The organism is Nitratireductor thuwali (genome assembly GCF_036621415.1).
GTDB classification, from domain to species: domain Bacteria; phylum Pseudomonadota; class Alphaproteobacteria; order Rhizobiales; family Rhizobiaceae; genus Chelativorans; species Chelativorans thuwali.
Window position 1 is genome coordinate 3,209,830 of sequence record NZ_CP030941.1, and the last position, 18,878, is coordinate 3,228,707.

Annotated in this window: 18 protein-coding genes; 8 read left to right on the top strand and 10 right to left on the bottom strand. The window is 63.2% G+C overall.

Annotated elements, in window-relative coordinates; genetic code table 11:
* Positions 1 to 91: 91 nt before the first annotated feature.
* Positions 92 to 1,066, top strand: coding sequence for a glycosyl transferase family 90 (locus tag NTH_RS15540; protein ID WP_338530863.1), 975 nt, complete (start codon positions 92 to 94; stop codon positions 1,064 to 1,066).
* A gap of 17 nt (positions 1,067 to 1,083) precedes the next feature.
* Here the strand turns inward: NTH_RS15540 and NTH_RS15545 are convergent, their stop codons facing one another.
* A complete protein-coding gene (locus tag NTH_RS15545; RefSeq protein WP_338530864.1) occupies positions 1,084 to 2,502 on the bottom strand; it encodes an MFS transporter in 1,419 nt (472 codons plus the stop codon).
* A gap of 249 nt (positions 2,503 to 2,751) precedes the next feature.
* Here NTH_RS15545 and guaB point away from each other — a divergent pair, with 249 nt between their 5' ends.
* Both guaB and NTH_RS15555 read left to right on the top strand, forming a co-directional pair.
* Positions 2,752 to 4,254 (top strand): IMP dehydrogenase, encoded by a 1,503-nt coding sequence (gene guaB, locus NTH_RS15550; RefSeq protein ID WP_338530865.1) that lies wholly within the window; start codon positions 2,752 to 2,754, stop codon positions 4,252 to 4,254.
* Between the two features lie 160 nt (positions 4,255 to 4,414).
* Positions 4,415 to 4,825, top strand: coding sequence for an MAPEG family protein (locus NTH_RS15555; RefSeq protein ID WP_338531933.1), 411 nt, complete (start codon positions 4,415 to 4,417; stop codon positions 4,823 to 4,825).
* A gap of 14 nt (positions 4,826 to 4,839) precedes the next feature.
* Here NTH_RS15555 and NTH_RS15560 read toward each other — a convergent pair whose 3' ends face one another.
* Positions 4,840 to 5,742, bottom strand: a complete 903-nt coding sequence (locus tag NTH_RS15560) for a hydrogen peroxide-inducible genes activator (protein ID WP_338530866.1) — start codon at positions 5,740 to 5,742, stop codon at positions 4,840 to 4,842.
* Between the two features lie 131 nt (positions 5,743 to 5,873).
* Here NTH_RS15560 and NTH_RS15565 point away from each other — a divergent pair, with 131 nt between their 5' ends.
* The 3 genes from NTH_RS15565 (at position 5,874) to NTH_RS15575 (ending at position 8,378) form a co-directional block, all read left to right on the top strand.
* Entirely contained in the window at positions 5,874 to 7,160 is a 1,287-nt protein-coding gene (locus NTH_RS15565; protein WP_338530867.1) for an RsmB/NOP family class I SAM-dependent RNA methyltransferase, read from the top strand.
* Between the two features lie 124 nt (positions 7,161 to 7,284).
* Positions 7,285 to 7,743: a PaaI family thioesterase gene (locus NTH_RS15570; RefSeq protein WP_265520006.1), complete on the top strand. Its 459-nt coding sequence runs from the start codon at positions 7,285 to 7,287 to the stop codon at positions 7,741 to 7,743.
* Positions 7,740 to 8,378, top strand: a complete 639-nt coding sequence (locus tag NTH_RS15575) for a 5'-methylthioadenosine/S-adenosylhomocysteine nucleosidase (RefSeq protein ID WP_338530868.1) — start codon at positions 7,740 to 7,742, stop codon at positions 8,376 to 8,378. Before NTH_RS15570 ends, NTH_RS15575 begins: the two co-directional genes overlap by 4 nt.
* 12 nt (positions 8,379 to 8,390) lie before the next feature.
* Here NTH_RS15575 and NTH_RS15580 read toward each other — a convergent pair whose 3' ends face one another.
* Positions 8,391 to 8,720, bottom strand: a complete 330-nt coding sequence (locus NTH_RS15580; RefSeq protein WP_338530869.1) for a hypothetical protein — start codon at positions 8,718 to 8,720, stop codon at positions 8,391 to 8,393.
* A gap of 71 nt (positions 8,721 to 8,791) precedes the next feature.
* On the opposite strand from NTH_RS15580, the gene NTH_RS15585 reads away from it, so the two are divergent.
* Both NTH_RS15585 and guaA read left to right on the top strand, forming a co-directional pair.
* Positions 8,792 to 9,262 carry a MarR family winged helix-turn-helix transcriptional regulator gene (locus NTH_RS15585; RefSeq protein WP_338530870.1) on the top strand — a complete coding sequence of 157 codons (471 nt, stop codon included), beginning with the start codon at positions 8,792 to 8,794 and terminating at the stop codon, positions 9,260 to 9,262.
* Positions 9,263 to 9,301: 39 nt separating this feature from the next.
* Positions 9,302 to 10,876, top strand: coding sequence for a glutamine-hydrolyzing GMP synthase (guaA, locus tag NTH_RS15590; RefSeq protein WP_338530871.1), 1,575 nt, complete (start codon positions 9,302 to 9,304; stop codon positions 10,874 to 10,876).
* A gap of 362 nt (positions 10,877 to 11,238) precedes the next feature.
* On the opposite strand, the gene NTH_RS15595 is transcribed toward guaA, so the two are convergent.
* The 7 genes from NTH_RS15595 to NTH_RS15625 all read right to left on the bottom strand — a co-directional run bounded on the left by NTH_RS15595 (position 11,239) and on the right by NTH_RS15625 (position 18,715).
* Positions 11,239 to 12,243, bottom strand: a complete 1,005-nt coding sequence (locus NTH_RS15595) for an SIS domain-containing protein (protein ID WP_338530872.1) — start codon at positions 12,241 to 12,243, stop codon at positions 11,239 to 11,241.
* 16 nt (positions 12,244 to 12,259) lie between these two features.
* Entirely contained in the window at positions 12,260 to 13,213 is a 954-nt protein-coding gene (locus tag NTH_RS15600) for an N-acetylglucosamine kinase (RefSeq protein WP_338530873.1), read from the bottom strand.
* Positions 13,210 to 14,328 carry an ABC transporter ATP-binding protein gene (locus NTH_RS15605; protein ID WP_338530874.1) on the bottom strand — a complete coding sequence of 373 codons (1,119 nt, stop codon included), beginning with the start codon at positions 14,326 to 14,328 and terminating at the stop codon, positions 13,210 to 13,212. The genes NTH_RS15600 and NTH_RS15605 overlap by 4 nt, the downstream gene beginning before the upstream one ends.
* 21 nt (positions 14,329 to 14,349) lie before the next feature.
* Positions 14,350 to 15,231, bottom strand: coding sequence for a carbohydrate ABC transporter permease (locus NTH_RS15610; protein WP_338530875.1), 882 nt, complete (start codon positions 15,229 to 15,231; stop codon positions 14,350 to 14,352).
* Positions 15,228 to 16,115 (bottom strand): carbohydrate ABC transporter permease, encoded by an 888-nt coding sequence (locus tag NTH_RS15615; protein WP_338530876.1) that lies wholly within the window; start codon positions 16,113 to 16,115, stop codon positions 15,228 to 15,230. The genes NTH_RS15610 and NTH_RS15615 overlap by 4 nt, the downstream gene beginning before the upstream one ends.
* A gap of 53 nt (positions 16,116 to 16,168) precedes the next feature.
* Positions 16,169 to 17,437 carry an ABC transporter substrate-binding protein gene (locus NTH_RS15620; protein WP_338530877.1) on the bottom strand — a complete coding sequence of 423 codons (1,269 nt, stop codon included), beginning with the start codon at positions 17,435 to 17,437 and terminating at the stop codon, positions 16,169 to 16,171.
* A gap of 111 nt (positions 17,438 to 17,548) precedes the next feature.
* A complete protein-coding gene (locus tag NTH_RS15625; protein WP_338530878.1) occupies positions 17,549 to 18,715 on the bottom strand; it encodes an ROK family transcriptional regulator in 1,167 nt (388 codons plus the stop codon).
* Positions 18,716 to 18,878: the final 163 nt, after the last annotated feature.

Genomic DNA, 18,878 nt, shown 5'->3' on the forward strand with positions numbered 1-18,878 from the left:
CGTCCGGAGTTGCGTAACATCGGATCTTGGATCAGCCTGGCGCTTGTTTGAAACGGTGAGCTGATCCGGTGCTTCAGCGGAGAGTATGACGATGTGGCAGCGCCTGCAAAGCCCGGCGCGGCGGGTGGCCTATTACGCGGGTGCCCTGGGCCGCGAGATGCTGCCCCGCGCCTACTGGAGGGCGAGGCGGCACAGCCGTTTTGCGGAGCTGGCAAGCGGCGGGGCCGATACCGGCATCATCGAGCGGGTCAACTACTACAATAAGCTTTCGGGGGCGGTCTCCATCGCGGATGCGCCCAGTCTCAGCCGGATCTCGCGCAGAAAAAGCTACTACTACTTCGATCTGAGGCAGTTCACCCTCGCCTTCGACCAAGCGCTGCGCCTGGCCTATGAGTTCGGCGACGTCACGACGGTGCCGCCCGTTCCCGCCGTCGTGAAGAGCAGGCCCATCGCGGCTCCCAACGAAAACGCCGTTCTGATGAAGCTGGACAGGTTGCGCCATTTTCGCTGGCCGCGCGACACGCTTGCGTTCGGGCAAAAGGCGCCCCGGGCCGTGTGGCGCGGCGCCCTCAACAACGACGCGCGAAGACGGCTGGTAAGGCTCTATGCGGCGGACGGCCGGTTCGACATCGGCCATGTCGGCGAGCGCTTCGAGGACATCGGGCCGAAACAGCACCTGACCATCGCGCAGCAGCTTGAAAGCCGCTATGTCGTTTCCCTTGAAGGTCACGACGTTGCGACGAACCTCAAATGGATACTGGCGTCGAACGCGCTGTGCCTCATGCCGCGCCCCCGCTACGAGACATGGTTCATGGAAGGCGCGCTGATTGCCGGCCGCCATTATGTCGAACTGCGCGAGGATCTGAGCGACCTTGCGGAGAAGGTCGACCATTTCGAGCGTCATCCGGGGGAAGCGTTGGAAATCATCGCCAATGCCAATGCCCATGTGGCGCTTTTCGCCGATGCCGAACGTGAGGAACTGATCTCGCTGCTGGTGCTGCAAAAGTATTTCGAGCGCACGGGACAGTGTGAGCCCAGTCCGGTCTCGGACGTGGTCTTTCGCTGATATCAAGCCATGCCTTGCTATTCGGCCGCCTGCGCCTTGCCGGCCGGCGCCGCCAGTCCTGCCCGGCGGTGGCCTGAGACCGCGTTGCCGGTGTCCGGCGGCAGCGAGAAATAGGGAACCGCGGCCAGCAGCGTGATCAGCCCCACGACCACGAAGGCGTTGACGAAGGCGTCGGTCCCGAGCGCATCCCCGGAAAGATAGCTGCTGACCTCCAGCACGCCGCCGCCCACGGCAACGCCCATCGCGATGCTGATCTGCTGCATGGCGGCGGAGATTGTCGCGGCCTGGCTGGCCTCCCGGTCGCCGATCTCGGCGAAGACGAGGGCATTGGCCGATGTGAAGAAGAGCGAGCGCAGGAAGCCGGCGGCAACGAGAACCGCAATGATGACCAGGTGCGGCGTATCGGGCCTGAAGAGCGCGTTGACCGCGATCAGGCCGCCGCCCATCAGCGCCGAGACGATCAGCACCAGCCTGAACCCCACCGCCCGCAAGGTGGTGCTGGCGATGAATTTCATGGCGATCGCGCCCAGCGCCGAGGCGAAGGTCAGCAGGCCGGACTGAAAAGGCGTGAGCCCGAAGATGAGCTGGAACATCAGCGGAAGCAGGAAGGGGACGGCGCCCACGCCCACCCGGAAAAGCGAGGCGCCCACGATTGCCGCGCGGAAGGCATGGTTCGCGAACAGGCTGAGGTCGAGGATCGGTCGCGGGCAGACGCGTGCGTGCCGATGGTAGAGCCACGCGGAGACCAGACCGACGATGACCGTCATAACGCCCACCGCCGGCGGCAGGGCGGGCAGGCTGATGACCGAAAGCCCGAACACGATGCCCGAAGCCGCCAGGCCCGAAAGGGCAAAGCCCGTCCAGTCGAGCCTGGCGCGCTCCTCGCCCTCGAACTCCGGCAGGACGCGGCCCGACAGGGCGATGCCGGCAAGGCCGATCGGCACGTTGATCAGGAATATCCAGTGCCAGGAGAAATAGGTGGTGATGAAGCCGCCCAGCGGCGGCCCGGCGATGGGACCGATGAGCGCCGGCACCGTCAGCCAGGCCATGGCCGAGACCAGCTTGTCCTTGGGCGTGGCCCGCACCAATACGAGGCGGGCGACGGGCGTCATCATCGCTCCGCCCATGCCCTGCAGGAAGCGGGCGAGCACGAAGGCCAGAAGCGAGTTGGAGACCGCACAGGCGATGGAGCCCAGCACGAAGACGCCGATGGCGATGCGGAACACGCGCTTGGCGCCGAACCGGTCCGCCATCCAGCCGCTGACCGGTATGAAGATGGCGAGCGCGACCAGATAGGTGGTCAGCGCAAGCTTCAGCGTGACGGGATTGGTGCCGATGTCCCTGGCTATCGCCGGCAGGGACGTGGCTATGACCGTCGAATCCATCTGCTCCATGAAAAGGGCGACGGCCAGTATCAGCGGAAGGGTCCGGTTCAATGTCTCGTATTCTTTCGGTGGCGTCCGACGAATGCGCCGCTTGCTATCACGGTTGGATATGTGCGGGCGAGTGGCAGAGGCAAGAGTTCTTTGGTGCTGGCCCCGCCATGGAGGAAAGGCGAGGCTTTTCATTGCCCCGCCGACGTGGTACCAGCCAGCGCCAATCCTGAAAGGGAATCATTGCGAAGCAGGCCCGTTCCGCACATAGGGAAGGGGATGCTGCCTTCCACCATTTTTCAAGGGTCGGCCATGGCGAAGATCATACAATCCGCAACCGGCGCAGAAGCGCTTACCTTCGACGACGTCCTGCTGCAGCCGGGCCATTCGGAAGTGATGCCGGGTCAGGCCGATGTGCGAACCCGGATCGCCGGCGACATCGATCTCAACATTCCCATATTGTCGGCCGCCATGGATACGGTCACCGAGGCCCGGCTGGCGATTGCCATGGCCCAGGCCGGCGGCATCGGCGTTATCCACCGCAATCTTTCGCCCGCCGAGCAGGCCGAGGAGGTGCGCCAGGTCAAGAAATTCGAGTCCGGCATGGTGGTCAATCCGGTCACCATCGGCCCGGAAGCCACGCTCGCCGATGCCCATGCGCTGATGGATGGCCACCGCATATCGGGCATCCCGGTTGTCGAGAACGGCGGATCGGGCGGCCACACGACCGGCCGGCTCGTCGGCATCCTCACCAACCGTGATGTGCGGTTCGCGTCCGATCCCTCCCAGCCGGTCAGGGAGTTGATGACGCATCAAAACCTGATCACGGTGAAGGAAGGGGTGAGCCAGGACGAGGCGAAGCGGCTGCTGCATCAGAACCGCATCGAGAAACTGCTTGTCGTCGACGACGCAGGCAACTGTGTCGGCCTCATCACCGTCAAGGACATCGAGAAGTCGCAGCTCAATCCGCACGCCGCCAAGGACGCTCAAGGCAGGCTGCGCGTCGCCGCCGCCACCAGCGTCGGCGACGACGGCTTCGAGCGGGCCGAGCGCCTGATCGAGGCCGGCGTGGACCTTCTGGTGATCGACACCGCGCACGGCCACTCCCAGCGCGTGCTGGACGCGGTCGCCCGCGCCAAGAAGCTCTCCAACGCAGTGCGCATCATTGCCGGCAATGTGGCGACGGGCGATGGAACGAAGGCGCTCATCGATGCGGGCGCGGACGGCGTCAAGATCGGCATCGGGCCGGGCTCGATCTGCACCACGCGCGTGGTGGCGGGCGTCGGCGTGCCGCAGCTTGCCGCGATCATGGCGGCGGCGGAAGCCGCGCACAAGGAGGGCATTTCCGTCATCGCCGACGGCGGCATCAAATATTCGGGCGATCTTGCCAAGGCGCTGGCCGCCGGCGCAACCGCGGCCATGGTGGGCTCGCTGCTCGCCGGCACCGACGAAAGCCCAGGTGAAGTCTATCTCTACCAGGGCCGCTCGTTCAAAGCCTATCGCGGCATGGGCTCAGTGGGCGCCATGGCGCGCGGCTCCGCCGACCGCTATTTCCAGGCCGAGGTCCGCGACACGCTGAAACTGGTGCCGGAAGGCATCGAAGGCCAGGTTCCCTACAAGGGGCCGGCCTCCGGCGTCCTCCATCAGCTCACCGGCGGCCTCAAGGCGGCGATGGGCTATGTCGGCGCGGCGAGCCTTCCCGAGTTCCAGGAGAAGGCGACCTTCGTGCGCATCTCCGGCGCCGGCCTTCGCGAAAGCCACCCGCACGACGTGACGATCACCCGCGAAAGCCCGAATTACCCCGGCGGCGCCTGACATGGGTTGGTCATGTGCCGGAAAGCCCTTTTCGGTGCCGGCGGGAAAGGCGTCAGTCCTTCTTCAAATGCCGCCTGGGCGACCCGTCGCCGCCGGCCCCTGCGCTCCCATGCCGGAAAGACCAAGACGATTGGTGTGAGATGAGAGGATGATGACGCATATGAATCCGAGCGCGATCTTTTGGCCGATGATCTTTCACGTCATCCTGGTCTTCGGCATCTACATCCTGATGTTCGTGCGTCGCAAGCGGGCGGTCGCCGCCGGCAACGCCAGGGTTTCGCAATTCCGGGAAAACCAGGTCGAGCCGTCCGAGAGCCTTTTCGTGCGGAACAATCTCAACAACCAATTCGAGCTGCCGACCTTGTTTCACATCGGCTGCCTCGGGCTGTTTGCTACCGGCAATGTCGGGTTCCTCACCCTCGGGCTGGCCTGGATTTTCATCCTTTCGCGCTACGTCCACAGCTATATCCATGTGACGTCGAACCGTATCCGCTACCGCCAGCCCGCCTTCGGTCTCGGCTTTCTGGCGCTGGGCCTGATGTGGCTCGTCCTGGCCTTCGGGCTTCTATAAGACGTAGACGCCGCTCATGTGATCGCCTGGTTGGCTTCCTTCACGATGCCGCAAAGGGCGGCCAGGTCCGCCTGCCGGGGATTGCTTCTGCGCCAGGCGAGACAGATGGTTCGTGAAGGGCCGGGCGCGGCGAAAGGCAGGATGCGCAGCCCCGGAAGAAGGGCGGCCGTCTTGCGCGCCATCTCCGGAATGAGCGTCACGCCCATTCCGTGCGACACCATCTGCAGCAGCGTCGTGAGGCTGGTAGCGCCGAAGCTTTCCATCGTCACCGGCTTGACCATCCCGCAGACCGCCAAGGCCTGGCCGCGCATGCAGTGACCGTCTTCCAGCAGCATCAGCCGTTCGAGCGCCATGCTTTCCTGCGCAACGGGAGGCGCGATGCGCTCCGCCTCGGCCTCGGGAACCGCCAGATGGAAGGCATCCTCGAAAAGGCTCTGATATGCCAGCCGGGGCTCCACGATAGGGTCGGCGGCTATCATGCCGTCGAGCCGTCCATTGTCGGTTTCCTCGATCAGCGTGCCGGTGACCGCCTCTCTGACTTCGAGCTGCAGGCCGGGAAAGCCCTGTTTCAGGCGAGGCAGCAATTCCGGCAGCAGGTAAGGGGCGATGGTGGGAATGATCCCCAGCCGAAAACGCCCTTCCAGGACCTTGCGCTCGCGCCGGGCAAAGGATTCCAGATCCTGCACTTCGGCCAGAATGCGCTCTATGCGCGGCTTCAGCGTCAGCGCTTCCTCGGTCAGGCGCACCCTGCCGGCTCCACGCTCGAAAAGCGGAAAGCCGAGCTGGGACTCCATCTCCGCGATCTGCGCCGAAAGCGCCGGCTGGGTGACGCCCATCGCCGCCGCCGCGCGCCCGAAATGAAGCGCCTGGGCGAGCCCTTCGAAATATTGCATCTGCCTGATCGTCAGTCTCAGCATAAGAAAATTCTATCAGCATGGATGCACAGCGCAATTGAAACTTATGGGTCTGCTCCATCGGCGCTTGCCACGGCGCGCCTGCCGGTCTAGCTACCCGACAGGACGGGCATCCGAACACGACAGGTATTCACATGCGCCTCGGCGGACGGCTGGCAGCAGCCATCGAAATCATTCAGGACATCGAAACCAGACACAGGCCCGCGGCGGACGCCATGCGGGACTGGGGGCTGTCGCATCGGTTCGCCGGCGCCGGCGACCGCGCGGCGATCGGCAATTTCGTCTACGACGCGCTGCGGCGGCGGCGGTCGGCTGCCTGGCTGTTCGACGAGGATACGCCGCGCGCCATCGTCTTGGGCGCCGCAATGCTGGAGAACGCGCTGACGCCGGAAGCGCTCAACGCCGCGCTCGAAGGCGACAATTTCGCGCCGCCGCTGCTGGATGCCGACGAGTTGGAGGTTTCCGCCACCCGCCTTTCGCAGCCGATGCCGGCCGACATAGCGGCCAACGTGCCCGAATGGTGCCTGCCGATGGTGGAGGCCGCCTTCGGCGAGGCCTGGGCCGGCGAGTGCGCCGCGCTCGCCGCGCGGCCGCCGCTGGACATGCGGGTAAACCGCCTGAAGGCGGAGCGCGCCAAGGTGCTCAACGCGCTGCGCCGTGCCGGGGCAGAGCCTTCGCCCATCGCGCCCGACGGCATGCGCGTGCCGCCGATTGCAGGCAATGGCCGCCACCCCAATGTGCAGACCGAGCCGGCCTTCCAGAAGGGCTGGTTCGAGGTGCAGGACGAAGGCTCGCAGATCGTCGCCGAACTGGCCGGGGCACGGCCCGGCATGCAGGTGCTGGATTTTTGCGCGGGCGCGGGCGGCAAGACGCTGGCAATGGCGGCCGCGATGGAAAATCGCGGCCAGATCCACGCCTTCGATGCCGACCGCAAGCGGCTCAGCCCCATTTTCGACCGCCTCAAGCGCGCGGCCTGCCGCAATGTCCAGGTGGTTGCCGAAGAAGCAGCGCTAACGCCGCTGGAGGGCCAGATGGATCTGGTTCTTGTCGATGCCCCCTGCACCGGCTCGGGCACCTGGCGGCGCAGGCCCGATGCCAAATGGCGGCTCACCCCGCAGCAACTGGAGGCGAGGCTGGCCGAGCAGGTGGCGATCCTCGACGCGGCCGCCAAATTCGTCAAGCCGGGCGGAAGGCTGACCTATGTGACATGTTCGATCTTCCTTGAGGAGAACAGCCAACAGGCCGACGCGTTTGTCCGGCGGATGCCGGGCTTCAGGCCCGTGGACCACGAGGCCGTCTGGCGCGACCGCTTTCCCGAACATGCCGACAAGGCGCTTATCGCTGCCGAAAAAGGTATTGCGCTGACGCCGGCCACTTCCGGTACGGACGGGTTCTATTTCGCGGCATTCCGCCGGGAGTGAAATCCGGCGGAACGCCCGCGACGGGGGTCCTTTGCCCTTGCGCGAAATTGCCTGATTGCCCGGCAATCTGCGATTTGCCATAAGCAGGCAACACCGCGCCACAACCCGCCACCGGTACGATAGCATGGCAGCAAGACCCATTGCCGAACCCGACTTCGAGGCCCGCGTGCGGGCGAGCTTCGCACGCCAGAAGGCGATGTCCGCCCTTGGCGCGACCCTGACCCAGGTCACGCCCGGCGTCGTCGAGATCGAGATGCCCTATAACGAGACCTTCACCCAGCAGCACGGTTTCCTCCATGCCGGAGCCATCTCCATGGCGCTGGACTCGGCCTGCGGCTACGCCGCCTATTCCCTCATGCCGGCCGACGCCGGGGTGCTGACGATCGAGTTCAAGGTCAATCTGCTGGCCCCGGGCAGGGGCGAGCGCTTCCTGTTCCGCGGCACGGTGACCAAGCCCGGCCGCACGATCATCGTCGCCGACGGCCAGGCCTATGCCTATGACGGGGAGGGCGAAGCCAAGATGATCGCCACAATGACCGGCACCATGATGACCGTGGTCGGCCGCCAGGGCATCGAAGGATGAGCGGGAGCGTGCCGATCACGCCGCTCGGCGGCCGGGACTTCCTGTTTGTGATGGCCGCCGAGGCCGAATATGGCCCGCATCTGAAGCAGCGCTTCACGCCGCTGATGACCGGCGTCGGGCCGGTCGAGGCCGCCGTCGCCGTGGCTGCGGCGCTCGCCCGGCTCGAAGGGGAGGGCCGCTTGCCCGGCCTCGTCGTCTCGCTGGGCTCCGCCGGCAGCCGCACGCTCGAGCAGACCGAGGTCTATCAGGCCGTTTCCGTCTCGTATCGCGACATGGACGCCTCGCCGCTCGGCTTCGAAAAAGGGGCGACGCCGTTTCTCGACCTGCCGGCGACCGTGCCGCTGCCGCTGCGCGTTCCCGGCGTTCCGGAGGCAAGCCTGTCCACCGGCGCGAACATCGTCAGCGGTGCCGCCTATGACGCCATCGCCGCCGACATGGTGGACATGGAGACCTTCGCCGTGCTGCGCGCCTGCCAGCGTTTCGGTGTCCCGCTCGTCGCGCTGCGCGGCATCTCCGACGGGGCGGCGGAACTGCGGCACGTGGACGACTGGACGGAATATCTCGAAGTCGTCGACGAAAAGCTGTCTACCGCGGTCGACAGGCTCGCGAAGGCGGCCGTTGAAGGTGTGATCTGAGGCGCTGGAAGCTCAGCCCGGCCGGCGGGGCAGGCTCTCCGCATTGCCGAAGACGATGCGCACAAGCTCAGCGCGCCGTTCGCCCTTTTCGTCGACATAGCCGATCCTGCCCGTCGCGTAATTGTCGAGGAACCAGCGTGCGCTGGGCCCATTCTCCCAGTCGACGGAATAGCCGCCATCCTCCAAACGCCATGCGCCGCTGCGCGCCGTCCCGTCAGGCAGTAGCATGTGCGCAATGGTGCTGGTCTCGTAGTAGATCGCCGCTTCCTTGTCACCGAGCCTCAGAATATGGGTCGTCCCGGCCATGATCTTCGCCAGAACAGCATTTTCGAGCGCTGCCATTTTCATATCCCTCCGATTTTCCATGTTAGGGTATTTGGACAATGCCCTTGACTATATCGGGAGCCGGTAAATTGGTCAAGAATCTTGACGAAAACGAAAATCCCCCATTGCCGGACCATCTTGGCTGGCGTCTGTGGTCTCTCAGCCGCCTGTGGCAGCAGGACTTCGTGGCGGAGATGCAGCGGGCAGGCCATTCGTGGTTCACCGATGCGCGCGCCACGGCCATGGGGCATATCCCCAGATCGGGCCTGCGCCAGACCGACCTCATCGACCGGATGGGAACGTCCAAGCAGGCCGTTCAGCAGCTTGTCGACGGGCTGGAGAACGCCGGCGTGGTGGTGCGCGAGGCGGACCCTCGAGACCGGCGGGGGCGCATCATTCGCTATACGGACAAGGGCAAGGCGGCGCTCGCCGATGCCGACCGGATAAAGTCCCTCATCGAGGGCCGCTATCGCGCCGCGATGGGATCGGGGCACTATGCGCGTCTCGTGGAACTGCTTGAAGAGCTGCGGGTGCAGATTAGCGGCGAAACTTCCCGCTAGCCCGTTGCGCCGACTCGTTTCTTTCTCTAAAGCCTCGCCATGACGACGATTACCCACCCCGACACCGTTTTGATCATCGATTTCGGCAGCCAGGTCACGCAGCTCATTGCGCGGCGTGTGCGCGAGGCCGGAGTCTATTCCGAGATCGCGCCTTTCCAACTGGCCGAAGAGGCATTCCACCGCCTCAAGCCCAAGGCGGTGATCCTGTCCGGCAGCCCCGCCTCGACGGTCGATGTCGGCAGCCCGCGCGCACCCCAGGTCATATTCGACAGCGGCCTCCCGGTGCTCGGCATATGCTATGGCGAACAGACCATGTGCGCCCAGCTCGGCGGCAAGGTGGAGGGCAGCGACCACCGCGAATTCGGCCGCGCCTTTCTCGAGATCGCCAAGGACTGCGCGCTGTTCGACGGCGTCTGGGCCACCGGCACCCGCCATCAGGTGTGGATGAGCCATGGCGACCGCGTGACCGCGCTGCCGCCCGGCTTTGAGGTCGTGGGCACCTCCTCCGGCGCACCCTTCGCGGCAATCGCCGACGAGAAGCGCAGATATTACGGCCTGCAGTTCCACCCCGAGGTGGTGCACACGCCCGACGGCGCAAAGCTGCTTTCCAATTTCGTGCACAAGATCGCCGGGCTCAAGGGCGACTGGACCATGGCCGCCTATCGCGAGCAGGCGATCGACGCGATCCGCAGCCAGGTGGGCGGCGGCAAGGTCATCTGCGCGCTCTCCGGCGGCGTCGATTCCTCCGTTGCGGCCCTTTTGACGCACGAAGCTGTCGGCGAGCAGCTGACATGCATTCTCGTCGACCACGGCCTCATGCGCAAGAACGAGGCGGCCGAAGTGGTGGAGATGTTCCGCCAGCATTACAACGTGCCGCTGATCGTGGTCGATGCCTCGGACAAGTTCATCGATGCCCTTGAGGGCGAGCCGGACCCTGAGAAGAAGCGCAAGACCATTGGCCGCCTGTTCATCGAAGTCTTCGAGGAGGAAGCCAGAAAGCTGGCCAGGGACGGAGAAACGGCCGATTTCCTGGTGCAGGGCACGCTCTATCCCGACGTGATCGAGAGCGTCTCGTTCACCGGCGGCCCTTCCGTCACCATCAAGTCGCACCACAATGTGGGTGGCCTGCCCGAGCGCATGAATATGAGCCTGGTCGAGCCGCTGCGCGAGCTTTTCAAGGACGAGGTGCGCGTGCTTGGCAAGGAGTTGGGCCTGCCCGACCATTTCATCGGCCGGCACCCTTTTCCGGGCCCCGGTCTCGCCATACGCTGCCCCGGCGGCGTCACCCGCGAGAAGCTCGACATCCTGCGCGCCGCCGACGCGATCTATCTGGACGAGATCCGCAAGGCCGGCCTTTACGACGCCATCTGGCAGGCCTTCGCCGTGCTCCTTCCGGTGCAGACCGTGGGCGTGATGGGCGACGGCCGCACCTACGAATTCGTCTGCGCCCTGCGCGCCGTGACCTCCGTCGACGGAATGACCGCGGATTTCTACCACTACGACATGGAATTCCTCGGCCGCGCCGCAACCCGCATCATCAACGAAGTCCGCGGCATCAACCGCGTCGTCTACGACGTGACCTCGAAGCCGCCGGGGACGATTGAGTGGGAATGATTGAGGCCGTGCCGGGCGCATCCGGCGGCACGCCGGAATGCAAGATAACTGTTTGAGATAAAAGAATGGATAGCCGGTGCTCATCGCCGGCTTTCGCCGCAACAGCGAGTGGTCTGACAGCAGGCGTGACGGTATGGCCCAACGTTACGTCGCGCGTGAATCTCTTGTACCGTCAGAGTGCTGGAGGCCTTGCGCCCCGCAACATGAGAGGCTGCTGGTGAGGTCCGGCAACGGCTTCCATTGAAAGTACCACAGAAGCCTTTTCCGAACTCCGCCTCGAATGCCGACGTCACGTCGAAGCGACGCAAGCGGTTCAAAGCGCTGTTCTGCCTTCATCGCTTATTGCGACGACATCTCCCGCGTCAGGCGTTCACGGCGCTGGGAACCTTCGTGTCTGTTTGCCTGTAGCGGAATTTGGTGTCGGTCAGGCCGGCTGCGTCGGACAGGGTGGCGGCCAGCAGCTGCGGCGCGATGATATCGGCGATGCCTTGAGCAATTCGGTTTCTGCATGTCGGAACCCGGATAACGGTCATGACTTCGCTGTCCTCGACCGACGCATCTGACGTCACGAGCAATGTCGGGCAGCCAATGGCGCTCAGTTGCCTTGCCAACTCAATTTCTCGTCCGTTTCCGAAAATCACCACGCCGGTACTCCCATCCATCGCCTCCATGGGACCGTGCAGATAGTGCCGGGTATCGAAGGCCGCCGCGGGGATTCGGGCCGCCTCGCGTATCAGCAAGCTGGCACCGTCGGCTGTGCCGAGCGAAGAGCCGGCCCCCACGCAATCTATCGCGCGGCGATCCGCGAACAGCCGGCCGAGCCGATCCATCTTGGCCGCGGCTCCGGAGAGAATGGTCTCGGCGATGGACGGAATGGGTAACCAGTCCGCCGCTTCTTGTTCCTGCAGCGCGTCCCAAACCAAACCCGCCGCCGCCAGAGTCGCCGTATATCCGGTGCTCGACGGCGTGGCGTCCGAACCGTTGTTCATTTGCACATGCAGTTGGGCGACCTGGGCAAGCGGACTCGCTGAATCGTTGGTAATGGCCAGTCGCACCGCCGAACTTGACGAGCGCAGGGCATTCACCGTCTCGACGCTGCGGCCACGATGAGAGAGCCCGATCACGATATCCGCCAAGGCGCCTATTCTGGTCACGTCGTCCGACCGCACGGCGAACGCACGCCGGCCGCAGCGCTGCAGTTCCCCGGCCACCACGACAGCCGCAGCGTAGCTAGCGCCAATTCCAGTCACGACCACAACGCCATCGGACAGCGGCGACAGGTCCACACCCCCCAGTTCGGCCCCTACCGAGGAAATTGTGTCGGCGAGCGATTGCGGCTGACGGGCGACGGTCGAACGGTAGCTCACGAGATTTCCTTTCCTGTCATATACGGGTCGCACTGGCCTCGTTCCTGCTCCTATCGCTGGACGCGGCCAGTGTGGCGGCAAGGCGGCACGCGCCTTCAACGGGATTGCCTCCAAAAAGGTGCGGCGAGATGTGGCGGGCGTCGTCGGCAAGCGCCTCGACGAAGGCATGCCACAGCAGGGGTTGGGCCACGATCACACCACCGCCCGCTACGACTTCGCTTGCGCCCGCTCCTCGTGCGTCAAGCCGTTGTACCAGTGCGGCTAGGGCTTGGCCGCCATCGCGGATCACCCCTTGAGCGACGTGAGAGCCAAGGGTGGCGGCCTCGAACACCAGATGGGCGTACCCGCCTACGGCGGTGGCGCTGCCCAGACAGCTGATTGCTGATCCGATCCGCGCAGGCCTTGGAATCTCCAACGCCTCGAACAGCAGCGCCGCCAGCGGTTCGTCTTTGGAACCGCCTGTATCCATGTATAACGCAACGGCGCGTGCCGCCTCGCGGACAATGCTCGCAGCGCTGCCTTCATCGCCGATTATCCACCCCCAGCCACCAGCGACCAGCATCCCTCCCGAAGCCGTCCGGCAAACGGCGATGGAGCCGGTTCCCGCTACAAGCCCGATCTGGCCGTGTAAGCCCATGGCCAACGGCATCAGTTCGGCATCGTTCACCACCGCCGTCCGAACCGGGCTCCGCGCCGCGAAGGCAGCTTGAAAAGCGTCGCATTCCGATGCGTCATCACACCCGTGAGCGCCAATACCTATCGCATCGATCTCGGCGCCCTGAACCAGTTCCGATGCCATTGCCAGCAGTCGCGACGCATCCGCGTCCCAATCGCGTTCGCGCCAAACCGCGGTGGATAGGATCCGGTCCTGCCGAATGCCGCGTCCCTCAGCCCGCAAGTGCGTCTTGGTGCCGCCGATGTCGATCCCCAGAATCAGCGGCATGGTTTCTTGATCTGCAGCTAAACTCATGCGTCGGGTATTCCCCGTTCGCGGATACGCTGGCCTTGACCGTCGAACAGCAGGAACCGAGAAGCTTCCATCTGCGCGCGGCATGTCGATCCGCCACGGTAGCGGGATGCCGTGCTTCGGATTACGAGGCGCTCATGGTCCGGAAGCTCGACATGAATATACGTTACATCGCCCAGTTCCTCGACGAGAGCGACACGACCAGCGACCTCACAAACGTTCACGGACGTGCATGGAGCTGATTCTGCGAGGCTGACATGCTCGGGTCGCAATCCGATTTCCACCGCGCGGCACTCGGGATCGAACCCGCGAAAGGGCAGCGTGACCGTTCCCTCACCGCCGATACCAGCCAGCGTCACCGAGTTTTCATCCGACCTTGCCACCGTGGCTGACAGGAAATTCATCTTCGGCGACCCGATGAAACCGGCGACGAACCGGTTGTCGGGATCGTCATAAAGGTCAAGCGGCTTTCCCGCCTGCTGTATTCGGCCGCCGTTCATCACCACCATCTTGTCCGCCAGCGTCATCGCCTCCACCTGATCGTGGGTCACGTAGATCATCGTCGCGTTCAGCCGGCGATGCAGGTCGACCAGCTCGGCTCGCATTTGCACTCGCAACTCGGCATCGAGATTGGAAAGCGGCTCATCGAACAGGAAAACCTGCGGCTCCCGCACAATGGCCCGCCCGATGGCTACGCGCTGCTTCTGCCCACCGGAAAGATGCCCCGGCCTGCGGCCGAGCAGCCTGTCGAGCTGCAATATTCCGGCTGCCTGTTCCACCTTCTTGCGTATGATGGGTTTTGCCAGGCGTGCCATGCGCAGGCTGAACGAGACGTTATCGAAGACATTCATGTGCGGGTAGAGCGCATAGGACTGAAACACCATCGCCGCGCCGCGCCGCGCCGGTTCGATATTATTGACGACGGTTCCGTCGATGCTGATGGTTCCCGAACTGATTTCCTCCAACCCGGAGATCATCCGAAGGAGCGTGGATTTTCCGCATCCGGAGGGACCTACGAACACGACGAATTCGCCGGATGCTATCTGAAGGTTCACGCCGTCCAGCACACGGACTGAGCCATAATTTTTTGAAGCAGATGAGATGTCGAGTTGTGCCATTGAGCATTCCAATTCTCGTTGTCAGCCCTTCGACCCCGACATCGCGATGCCTTCGACGATCTGACGCTGGAAGATCAGGAAGAAGATGAGCGGCGGTACGGCCGCCAGAAGATTGGCCGTCATGACCACGTCGACGGTCTGATGCGAATAGGGTGAGTTGAAGAGCCCGACGACTTGGCCGACCGTATACATTTCCGGACTGGGTGCCACGATGAGCGGCCACATGAAATTGCCCCATGTCTGCATGAATGTAAGGATGGCCAGTGTCACCAGCGCGTTGCGAGACAGGGGCAAGGCGACATGCCAGTAGATCTGGAAATGTCCGGCTCCGTCCAAGCGTGCGGCCTCGACCATCTCCTTTGGTATCGTACGCATGAACTGGATAAGTAGGAACAGGCCGAAAGCGGAGGCCAGTCCGGGAACCACGAGGCCCTGCATCGTGTTGAGCCAGCCAAGTTGCGCGGTCAGAAGATAAGTCGGGATAATGGTCACGGCCGTCGGGACCATCAATGACAGTATGACGATTCCGAACAGCATCCGCTTGCCAGGAAACTCGAACAGAGCAAACTCGAAGGCCGCCATCGAGCCGATCAGGATCACGCCTGCGATCGTCAGCAGCGCATAGCTCACCGATACCAGATAGGCGTGCAGATATTCGGTCTCCAGCAGGATGATGCGAACTTTTTCGAAGCCGTGAAAGAGCGATGTGGGATAGAGCCGAGGGTTGACGGAAACCGGCGTGCCGGGATCGGCGAATACCACGTTGATCATCCACCAGATCGGCAAGACGGCGATGATCGTTACACCGATCGCGATGAGCCATTTGAGGATCACCCATCCCGACAACGAGCGGACGGAAGGAATACGCCTCTGCACCAGATGGTCTTCGGCAATGACGCTCATAGACGGGTCCTCCAGGCGCGCAGCGCAAACATAGCCGACGTCAAAACCACGATGACGGCGGTAAGGATGAAGCCGTAGGCGGCCGCCTCGCCGAACGCCACCGAACCAAACCCACGGCCCATCATGTCCATCACCGGAAACAGGAGCCCGTTCCGCCGGCCGCCATAGCTGGTGAAGGATGATCCGGTGAGCAGCCAGGGAACGTCGAAAACCTGAAGGGCGGAGATGAAACCGTATGTAACGACGAAGAACAGCACGGGACCAAGCATCGGGATTGTGATGTGGATCACTTGCTGAAGGCGGTTGGCACCGTCTAGACGCGCAGCCTCATAGAGGTCCGACGGAATGTTCTTAAGCCCTGCCAGGATGATCACCATGTTGAAGCCGGCGGAGACCCAGATGTCCACCGCGATTAGCGAATAGAGCATGGTATCGGTGTCATTGAGGAAGTTGACCGACTCAAAGCCGAACCAGCCCAAGGTCATGTTCAGCAGTCCGAAGTTCGGGGTATAGATCCAGCGCCAGATGGTCGCGGCCAGGAAGGCGGGAAGAACCACCGGCAGGAAAAAGACGCTACGGAAGAAGCTGGACCAGAAGCCCGTGAAGCTGTCGACCAGGAGCGCGAGGCAAAAGGCGATGAAGATGCCAAGCGGTACCGTCAGAACGATGTAGGTCACGAGGTTCGTTGCGGCCCGCTCGAAATCGCGAGACGATAGGATCTTCTGGTAGTTTTCGACGCCGACAAATTGCGCTGGTTGCGCAGCATTCCAATCATGGAAACTGTAAAAGAACCCGCTGATGATTGGATACAGAAAGAATGCCGCGAAAAGCAGGATGAATGGGGCGATCATCGCATAATGCGGAAGATGGCGTCGGACGAGCATACCCAGTCCCTCCGTGAAGGCGCGGCCGGAGAACCCGGCCGCTCTCCTTCATGCTACTCTGCGAGGCAGTCGTTGAGCTCAGCCACCATCTCCTCGGCGCCTTCCGATGGGGATATGTCTCCATCGGCGGTAGCGGAGGCGTATTCAATCACGATCGAACTGTAGCAATTGGGAACGGCTCCCACGAAATAGGGCGGCATCGTATTGATTGCGTATTTCACAGATTCAACCGATTTGGCGATCAATGGCAGGTCGGCGACCTCGGGATCGGCCATTGCCGCGGCGTTGGCATTGTAGCGCGACAGCAGCTTGGCCCAGCGCAGCATCTGGTTTTTCTCGGCCACATAGGCCGCGAACTTCCACGCAATCTCTTCGTTGTCACCCGGCGCCACACCGAGAATTTCGTAGCTCTTGATGCCGCCGTGCTCACCTTCTTCAATACCGGGAAGCAGAACGTAGTCGTATTTCAGGCCGCTCTCTGCCGCCGCCTGTCTGTAGGTCGGGTCGACCCAGGGCCCGACAGCATGAAAGGCAAGCTCGTTGGAGATGAAAAGATCCTTGGTTGCCTGATCATTGCGGCTCGTGCCGCTGTTGAGTGGCACCATGTCGACGAAGAGCTGCAGCACTCTGGCCATGACCTTTGGATCGATCTTCGTGGTGCGCGTCTGGAAATCGATGCCCCATTGATCTGCGTCACCGACAATGGCGTAGGTGGCGGCTACCGAGTTGAACACCAAGGTCTGGTCGGGGATGGCATATCTGCCGGCTTCCTTGACCTTTTGCATCTGGCCGTACCACTCGTCCCAGGTCTTGGGTGCGACGCTTGTGTCGATACCGGCTTCCTCAAGCACGGTTAAATTGCGAAATAGCAACGATCCGAAACCCGTGTAGGGCAGGCAATACAGCTCCTCCGGTGCCGGCATGCAGCTGGCGATCGCGTCCTCATCGAATTGGTCTCGATATTCCTGCGGCATGGCCATCCATCGGCCATAGAGGTTGGCGAGCGCGCCAACCTCCACGAGCTGGGCGCCAACGCCCATGCCATTCATGAAGACGTCGGGCAGGTTTCCGCTAGCGGCTCCCGCGATCTGGCCAGCGGTCAGATCATCATCGCCCTTGCCCGTGATATTGATTTTTACTCCCGGATGCTCGGCCGTAAATTCAGCAATGAATTCCTGCTGAAGAGCCAGAGCCTCTCCCTGGGCGAAGTCGGAGTAGACCCAGTACTCAAGCGCGATTTCCGATTGTGCGGCAGTCGGACCAGCCGTCAGCAAGGCGCTGATGCCGACGAGTCCGGCGGCAACGGTCAAGGTGCGTTTCATGGTGCCTCCAGAGATCTAGCTATTTGGCCGAACTCGCCATCACGGCCGTCCGCGCTTCTTGTTAATTGTTAGGCATCTTAACAAATAAATTCAGGAGATCAAGGAGGATTCTTATCCAGCCTCTTCTGCCAGCAGCACCTCCATGACCTTGTCAACCGCAAGCTTCTCAATACCGAGCACGGTGGCGTCCGGTCCAAGTATGCTCGTCTTCACCTCGACCGGATAACTCAGGCGATTGGCGACCTCCCGGACTTGCGGCAGCAGCATTTCGGCCGAACCCAGGCCTCCGCCCAGTACGACAAGCCCCGGATCAACAATACTGACGCAGGACGCAACGAGCGCACCTATATCGTCGGCATGTTGCATGACGTGGCGCAGGGCAGCCTCTTCGCCGCTCTCGGCGCGCTGCAGAAGCTCGCTAGTGTCGGCTGGCGGCCGCCCTGACGAAGGGGGCCAATCTGCGAGAGTGCGACCCATCAGCGCCTCGGCCCCCATGTAGCGCTCGATTTCCCCTGATACCGGCATCCTCCCAGGCGCAAAGGGAAAGGCCATGTGGCCGATCTCGCCCGCCGCGCCGTTGCGGCCTCGCACGAGCTTCCCGTCCAGCATCAGCCCCATGCCGATCTTCAGCCCAATCTGAATGTACGCAAAGGTAGGCTGCTGCTTCGCCGCGCCATACAGATGTTCCGCAACGGCCGCGCAGTTGACGTTGTTCTCAAGCACCAGCTGAACGTCATTCGGCGGCACGAACCGGCTGAACACCTCATCTTGTCCGGTGGCCGGCGTATCGCCATTCGCGTTCACCACACGTGAGGGAAGCGCTATTCCCAAAGCCCGCAGGTTCCCCCATTCGGGCTTGCTCATAGCGATCGCCTTGCGCACCTCGTTGGCTACAGCCTGGCTGATCTGTTCATTCAGAACGAACTGGCTGACCGGCAGGTGGTGCACGCTGCTGTGAAGCAAGCGGCGGTCGACGCTGGATACACGCAGCCGCACGTGCGTCGAGCCGGCATCGACCGCAATGACGTGTCCGGCTCCCCGTCCAGCGCGATAAACTGCGGCCTTGCGACCCAATGCGCCCTGCGCCGATCCCACCACCTCGACATAGCCCAGTTGCTCAAGTTCGGCCATCGCCGCGGACATTGTGGGCCGCGACAGGCCCAAGGCCACGCCAAGCTGAGGGCGGGTTGCCGGCCCTTCGTGCGCCAGCTTGCGGAAGACAGACCGGGCACTGGCCGTAAGCGACTGACTGAGGTCGGGAAGACGAAGAGTTTGCACGACGGCCCCGTTTCTGCTGTTGCGCGGATCGGGTCTATATGCACCGGGGAGCGTTGAAGGGCAATTTCGGCCAGGCGGTTGGACAGAACGTGCCTCTTGAGAGCGAGCCGGGCATTTCCTCCGGGTGATGTTCGCAGATGCGGTGCTGGCGAGCTGGGCCCGT

What these genes read in the sequence shown, in the direction of transcription:
- guaA (WP_338530871.1), top strand. Translation starts at nt 9,302, where the DNA reads ATGACGACGATTACCCACCCCGACACCGTTTTGATCATCGATTTCGGC.
- NTH_RS15540 (WP_338530863.1), top strand. Translation starts at nt 92, where the DNA reads ATGTGGCAGCGCCTGCAAAGCCCGGCGCGGCGGGTGGCCTATTACGCG.
- NTH_RS15610 (WP_338530875.1), bottom strand. Translation starts at nt 15,231, where the DNA reads ATGAGCGTCATTGCCGAAGACCATCTGGTGCAGAGGCGTATTCCTTCC.
- NTH_RS15615 (WP_338530876.1), bottom strand. Translation starts at nt 16,115, where the DNA reads ATGCTCGTCCGACGCCATCTTCCGCATTATGCGATGATCGCCCCATTC.
- NTH_RS15565 (WP_338530867.1), top strand. Translation starts at nt 5,874, where the DNA reads ATGCGCCTCGGCGGACGGCTGGCAGCAGCCATCGAAATCATTCAGGAC.
- NTH_RS15605 (WP_338530874.1), bottom strand. Translation starts at nt 14,328, where the DNA reads ATGGCACAACTCGACATCTCATCTGCTTCAAAAAATTATGGCTCAGTC.
- NTH_RS15570 (WP_265520006.1), top strand. Translation starts at nt 7,285, where the DNA reads ATGGCAGCAAGACCCATTGCCGAACCCGACTTCGAGGCCCGCGTGCGG.
- NTH_RS15620 (WP_338530877.1), bottom strand. Translation starts at nt 17,437, where the DNA reads ATGAAACGCACCTTGACCGTTGCCGCCGGACTCGTCGGCATCAGCGCC.
- NTH_RS15555 (WP_338531933.1), top strand. Translation starts at nt 4,415, where the DNA reads ATGAATCCGAGCGCGATCTTTTGGCCGATGATCTTTCACGTCATCCTG.
- NTH_RS15600 (WP_338530873.1), bottom strand. Translation starts at nt 13,213, where the DNA reads ATGAGTTTAGCTGCAGATCAAGAAACCATGCCGCTGATTCTGGGGATC.
- NTH_RS15580 (WP_338530869.1), bottom strand. Translation starts at nt 8,720, where the DNA reads ATGGCAGCGCTCGAAAATGCTGTTCTGGCGAAGATCATGGCCGGGACG.
- NTH_RS15560 (WP_338530866.1), bottom strand. Translation starts at nt 5,742, where the DNA reads ATGCTGAGACTGACGATCAGGCAGATGCAATATTTCGAAGGGCTCGCC.
- NTH_RS15575 (WP_338530868.1), top strand. Translation starts at nt 7,740, where the DNA reads ATGAGCGGGAGCGTGCCGATCACGCCGCTCGGCGGCCGGGACTTCCTG.
- guaB (WP_338530865.1), top strand. Translation starts at nt 2,752, where the DNA reads ATGGCGAAGATCATACAATCCGCAACCGGCGCAGAAGCGCTTACCTTC.